Raw genomic sequence first — 5,835 nt, forward strand, 5'->3', positions numbered from 1 at the left:
AGTAAAAGAACTTCACCATTGCAAAGCCGACAAACTATGCTAAGATAATCTTAACTATTAGGTACAGAAAGGGCCGCATCTTCGGATGCGACCCTTTCTTTGTTTTTGCATTTTAACTAACTGTCATAGCGTTTTGATATTCGCTATATAACGTTACTTTCGTCCTGCTGACCAATCAATGGTTGGTTGTTCAGCCAAAATTTGATCAATCTTCGCTAATTCAGCTTCACTAAATGCTAGTTGGTCCAACGCCGCCACATTATCGACAACCTGTTGTGGCCGACTGGCACCAATCAACACACTAGCCAAGGCAGGTTCACGTAAGTTCCACGCTAAGGCCATCTGTGCCAGGCTCTGTCCCCGCTGTTGAGCGACCTCATTGAGCCGTTTAACGGTCGTAAGGGTCTGTTCAACTTGGACGGGACTGAGGAATGGAATCGTGGCCTTATTCGCCCTGGAGTTCGCCGCGATACCATGCAGGTATTTATCTGTTAACAGACCTTGCGATAGCGAGCTGAACCCCACCGCCGCTTTGTGTGTCTTCTCCAGTACTGGGAACAAATCTTGTTCCGCTTGACGATTGAACATGTTATAGCGCGGCTGATGAATAATATACGGCGTTCCGAGTTGCTCAAATAACTTGGTCATCGCCGCTGTCTGTTCCCCATTATAGTTGGAAATCCCAACGTAGAGTGTCTTGCCCTGACGAACTAATTGGTCGAGGGCCGCTGCGGTCTCGGCCATCGGCGTTTCAGGATCGGGACGATGGCTGTAGAAGATATCAAAATAGTCTAGTCCCGTGCGTTGTAGGCTCTGGTCAGCACTGGCAATGATACTCTTGCGTGACCCCCAATTGCCGTATGGTCCCGGCCACATGACATAGCCCGCTTTACTGGCGATCACCATCTCATCCCGGTACGGCCGCATGTCGGTCTTCATAATTTGACCAAAGTTGGTCTCCGCACTCCCTGGTTCCGGGCCATAGTTATTGGCCAAATCATAATAAGTAATCCCCAGATCAAAGGCTTGATGGATGATCGCCTTTTGATTGGCAATTGGATCAACACTACCAAAGTTATTCCATAATCCGAGTCCGATTGCAGATAGTTTTAAGCCACTCTGCCCCACTCGATTGTATTGCATCTGATCATAACGCGTCTGACTTGCCTGATACATTTTAAACACCCCTTCATCATCACTCCTAGCTAAAGTTACCGCTTTCATTAGTAAAAAGCAACTGCCTTTTTTACTAGCGTCGTTGACGTTCACAAGGCAACATTTCTGCTCACTTTTGAACCGTCTTGCTTGATAAAATTAATATATGAACTAGAATATATTATAGTGATATAATATTAAAGGAGACTCATTATGGACCCTAAATTTCTTGAAGTAATCAAAGACACCACCCCCGCAACCATCGTTTCCGTCAACGGTCAGCCAGCCCACGTCGTTAATACGTGGAGTCATTACATGCAACTAGTCGACGACCATACCCTATTGATCCCATCAGCTGGTATGCACTCAATTGAAGCCGACTTCGCGAAGGATAACCACCTGACCATCGCCGTTGGTAGTTATAAGGTGCCAGGCACGACCGGAACTGGCTGCGGCTTCCATATTCACGGCACCGGTAAGTTTGAGACTAGCGGCGCTTACTTTGATCAGATGCACGCTAAGTTCGACTGGATTCGGGCTACTTTGGTTGTGACGATTGAGGATGTGGAACAGAAGATTTAATCGGATTAATCGCAGAGGACCTTACTGGCACGGCAACAAACGTGCTAGCAAGGTCCTCTTATTTTTATCTAAACTAATAGCCAATCATTCAATCGTTAAGCCATTATCATTATCAAAGAAATGAGCTTTACTCATTTCAAAGGCCATTTGCACATTTTCGCCTGGCTTATGAAAATCACGAGCATTAACTTGGGCGACAAATTCGGTATCACCCGTCTTTGAGTACAGGTTAGAATCGGTACCCAAGAACTCTGAAACAACGACTTGAGCATTCACAATCGCACTTGGGAAGGTTTGTAGTGCAATCTGTTCAGTATGAATATCTTCTGGACGCATCCCCAACATGACATCTTTATCTTGATACCCTTGTTCGCGCAAAACCTTGAGCCGACCTTCTGGGACTTCAATATCTAGTCCTTTGCCATTTGAGATACGATTATCATGCAAATGTACTTTGAAGAAATTCATCGAAGGCGATCCAATAAAGCCAGCGACGAACTGATTAGTCGGTTTATTATACAATTCATCCGGCGTGCCAATTTGTTGAACCTTACCATCATTCATAATGACAATTCGGTCAGCCATCGTCATCGCTTCCACCTGATCGTGGGTCACATAAATCATGTTTGTTTGCAAACGTTGATGCAGTTGTGCGATTTGTGTGCGCATATCGACCCGCAGCTTGGCATCCAAGTTAGATAGCGGTTCATCTAACAAGAACAAACTTGCATCACGGACAATTGCCCGTCCTAATGCAACCCGTTGCCGTTGACCACCAGATAATGCCCCTGGCTTCCGTGTTAAGTAGTCGCTGAGTCCAAGAATTTCTGCTGCATCCGCAACCCGCTTCTTGATTTCATCATGATGCACTTTACGGATTTTCAATCCAAAGCCCATGTTATCCGCAACAGTCATGTTCGGATACAACGCATAATTTTGAAAAACCATAGCAATATCGCGATCCTTAGGTTGGACTTTATTAACCACTTGTCCATCCATATACAACTTGCCTTTGCTGATTGTTTCCAGTCCTGCGACCATCCGCAATGTCGTTGATTTACCACAACCTGAAGGCCCAACAAACACGACAAACTCTTTATCCTGCATCTCCATATTGAAATCCGTCACAGAATAATCATCATTACCCGGGTACTTTTTATAGATATGCTCTAAATTAATTTTCACCATTTTGAATCACCTTTTCAAGGATCAAAACTTACTGCGGTTTTCTAGTCGATTCTCTGCGAACTAGCTTATAGGGAACATGACGCTCAATTGTTGAATTTGGCTTCTGACCATCCAGAAACTGCTGTGCTAACCGACCAGCTTCTTGTCCAAATTCATAGGGTTGTTGGACAATTGTAGATAGCGATGGTGAGACATAGGCACCCAACTCTAAGCCATCAAAACCAATGACCGCCACATCTTCCGGTACTTTCTTGCCCATATCTTTGAGCGCCTGGAGTACGCCAAGTGCCATAATATCACTAGCACAAAAGAACCCGTCGATGTTCGGATCATTTGTCAAAACCTGCTTAGCCATCAAATTCGCAATTTGTTCATCATAGTTAGCATACTGAATTCGACCTGAATTAATGGGCAATCCTGCATCTGTTAGCGCTTTCTTATACCCGCGTTCACGTAAAACACTAACAGTCGCATCATATGTCCCATTCATAAAATCAATGTTCTTACAGCCGCTTTTAATTAACAAATTGACTGCATCAGTTGCCGCCGACACATTATCGGTCGTCACAGAACAAACATTAGGGTTGCTATGAACGGCCATATCAATCAATACGGTTGGCACACGGGTCGTCTTCAACTGCTCAATATACGGATCGCTTTCATGCAACCCTTGTAAAATAACGCACGTCAAATCATGTTCACTACAAAACTGCTCATAAGTTTTTTCCTTTTGTTTTTGTGTTGTAATTGCATAAAATGCAAATTCTAAATTTTGTGAATCCGCATAATCTAATACACCATTCAAAATTGACATCGGAAAGGTGTACTTAGGCATATAAACTAATCCACTAAAGACTAGCGCAATCTTCTTCTGTCGTTTTGAGGAGAGTGTGCGTGCAGCTAAATTCGGTGAATACCCCAACTGGTTCGCTACCAAGAAAACGTGCTTGCGCGTCTCCTCACTAATATCCGAATAATCATTAAACACTCGCGACACCGTTCCAATTGAAACGCCCGCTTTTTTAGCTACATCCTTAATCGTTACTTTTTTCAAAACGACACCTTCTTATATTATTGTTAACCGGCTACTTTTCACCGTCCATTCGTACTCCTTGTAAGAAGTATCCGTTAAAGATAATATACAATATAATGATTGGCACAATCGAAATAATGCTTGCAGCCATTGTATGATCCCAACGAACTCCGGTGGCCTGACTCGTAAAAGTCTGAAGGCCTAATGTCAACGTGTATTTCTTAGGCGTCGAAATATATAGCATTGGTTGCATGAAGTTATTCCAGAACCCCATGAAGACAAAGATGGCTTGCGTCGCAATAGATGGCCGGGCTAATGGCATGACAATTCTAAAGAATGTGGCAATTCGCCCTAGACCATCGATTTGAGCGGCTTCTTCAACATCCATTGGGAATGACAGGAAGAACTGACGCATCATAAAAATATTACCAATGTTAATTGCAGCCGGAAGAATCAGTGAACTAAACGTATCTAGCATACCTAAGTTCATCAGAATAAGATAGTTTGGAATCAATAAGACTTGCGCTGGCACCATCATTAAAGCTAAAAATGCATAGTAGATTTTTTGACGACCAGGAAAGTTCAAACGTGCTAGTGCATAGCCCGCCATGGTGTTTAAGAATAAGTTGACGATGGTCCCAATCACGGAAACAATCACAGAATTCATAAACCATTTCGTGAATAGTGACGATGTCCCGGTAATATATTGATAATTAGCTAGTGTAAAGTGCTTCGGAAATAATCCTGGATTACCGCTCACGATCTCCTTTAACGGCTTAAACGAGGCTGCTAACGCCCACAGAAATGGATATAACGTTAGAATCGCGTAGGCAATTAGAACGACGTATAAAATAATCTTTAAAACTTTAGATTTTTCTTTCATTGTTAAATGCCCCCTTACCGCAATCCATTACTGCCGTTTAGCTTTTCAGTTAAGCGTGAGACAATGAAAATAATGATTGTCAGTACAATAGCTAACGCACACGCATATCCCATGGTATTCATAGAGCCAAATGCATATTGATAAACCATCAACGCAATCGTCAATGTTGAATTATCAGGCCCACCAGATCCGTTAGAAAAGATATAGGCTTGGTCAAACATTTGGAAAGTCCCAATAATCCCTGTCAATAAAACGTAAGTCGTAATTGGCCGTAGATAGGGAATGGTGATGTAGCGTAATTTTTGCCAAGCTGAAGCGCCATCAATCTCTGCAGCTTCATAGAATGATTCTGGCAGGTCTACCAATGACGCTAAGTAAACTGTCATATAATTCGGCACCGTCGACCAGATATTCATGACCATAATAACTTTTAATGCATACGCTGGATTTTGCAGGAAGTTGATCGGGTGTTGATATAGTCCCATCGAAATCAAGAAATTATTCAGTGGTCCAGTGATATTGAAGATAAACATGAAGATCAACGTTAAAGCGGCACTGGAAGTTAATGTCGGCAAGAAATAAACTAACCGGAAAAGCTTTTTCCCTTTAATGCCACGGGTACTCAACGCATATGCAATTAGTAAAGCAATGATTGTTTGGATTGGCACCACGATCACTGAGAACAACGCCGTATTTTTTAAGGCAGTCATCGCGACGTTGTCTTGAAACACATCGATATAGTTCTTAAACCCAGTAAACTCAAATTGTTGAGAAATCATATTGACGTGGTTAAACGACATGTAGAGCGCAAAGACAATGGCAGCAATAAAGAAGACTGCGGCAATCACAAATTCTGGTGCCAAAAAGATATAGGCTTCCCACACTTGACCATGTTCACCGTTTAACCCGCGTGCTGGTTTGAGTGGCTTTTTTTGTATTTCCATCAATTTCACCTCTCCTTGAAACAATAGGACTGTTTACACAGTCGGCAGTC

At 42.9% G+C, this 5,835-nt stretch carries 6 protein-coding genes; 1 reads left to right on the forward strand and 5 read right to left on the reverse strand.

Annotated features, from left to right (window positions below):
- Nucleotides 1–153: 153 nt before the first annotated feature.
- Entirely contained in the window at nucleotides 154–1,176 is a 1,023-nt protein-coding gene (locus KGF70_RS16320) for an aldo/keto reductase (RefSeq protein ID WP_216768631.1), read from the reverse strand.
- A gap of 192 nt (nucleotides 1,177–1,368) precedes the next feature.
- Between KGF70_RS16320 and KGF70_RS16325 the strand changes: the two genes are divergently transcribed.
- The gene (locus KGF70_RS16325) at nucleotides 1,369–1,737 is read left to right on the forward strand and encodes a pyridoxamine 5'-phosphate oxidase family protein (RefSeq protein ID WP_050338228.1); all 369 of its coding nucleotides are present in this window, start codon (nucleotides 1,369–1,371) and stop codon (nucleotides 1,735–1,737) included.
- A gap of 84 nt (nucleotides 1,738–1,821) precedes the next feature.
- On the opposite strand, the gene KGF70_RS16330 is transcribed toward KGF70_RS16325, so the two are convergent.
- The 4 genes from KGF70_RS16330 to KGF70_RS16345 are packed head-to-tail and all read right to left on the reverse strand — an operon-like array spanning nucleotide 1,822 to nucleotide 5,785.
- Nucleotides 1,822–2,925, reverse strand: a complete 1,104-nt coding sequence (locus KGF70_RS16330) for an ABC transporter ATP-binding protein (RefSeq protein ID WP_105921868.1) — start codon at nucleotides 2,923–2,925, stop codon at nucleotides 1,822–1,824.
- A gap of 28 nt (nucleotides 2,926–2,953) precedes the next feature.
- Nucleotides 2,954–3,979, reverse strand: a complete 1,026-nt coding sequence (locus KGF70_RS16335) for a LacI family DNA-binding transcriptional regulator (protein WP_105921867.1) — start codon at nucleotides 3,977–3,979, stop codon at nucleotides 2,954–2,956.
- Nucleotides 3,980–4,010: 31 nt separating this feature from the next.
- The gene (locus KGF70_RS16340) at nucleotides 4,011–4,841 is read right to left on the reverse strand and encodes a carbohydrate ABC transporter permease (protein WP_105921866.1); all 831 of its coding nucleotides are present in this window, start codon (nucleotides 4,839–4,841) and stop codon (nucleotides 4,011–4,013) included.
- Nucleotides 4,842–4,855: 14 nt separating this feature from the next.
- Nucleotides 4,856–5,785: a carbohydrate ABC transporter permease gene (locus tag KGF70_RS16345; RefSeq protein ID WP_216768633.1), complete on the reverse strand. Its 930-nt coding sequence runs from the start codon at nucleotides 5,783–5,785 to the stop codon at nucleotides 4,856–4,858.
- Between the last annotated feature and the right edge of the window lie 50 nt (nucleotides 5,786–5,835).

Origin of the sequence: Lactiplantibacillus sp. 7.2.4 (assembly GCF_018991185.1) — a bacterium.
Classification (GTDB): domain Bacteria; phylum Bacillota; class Bacilli; order Lactobacillales; family Lactobacillaceae; genus Lactiplantibacillus; species Lactiplantibacillus pentosus.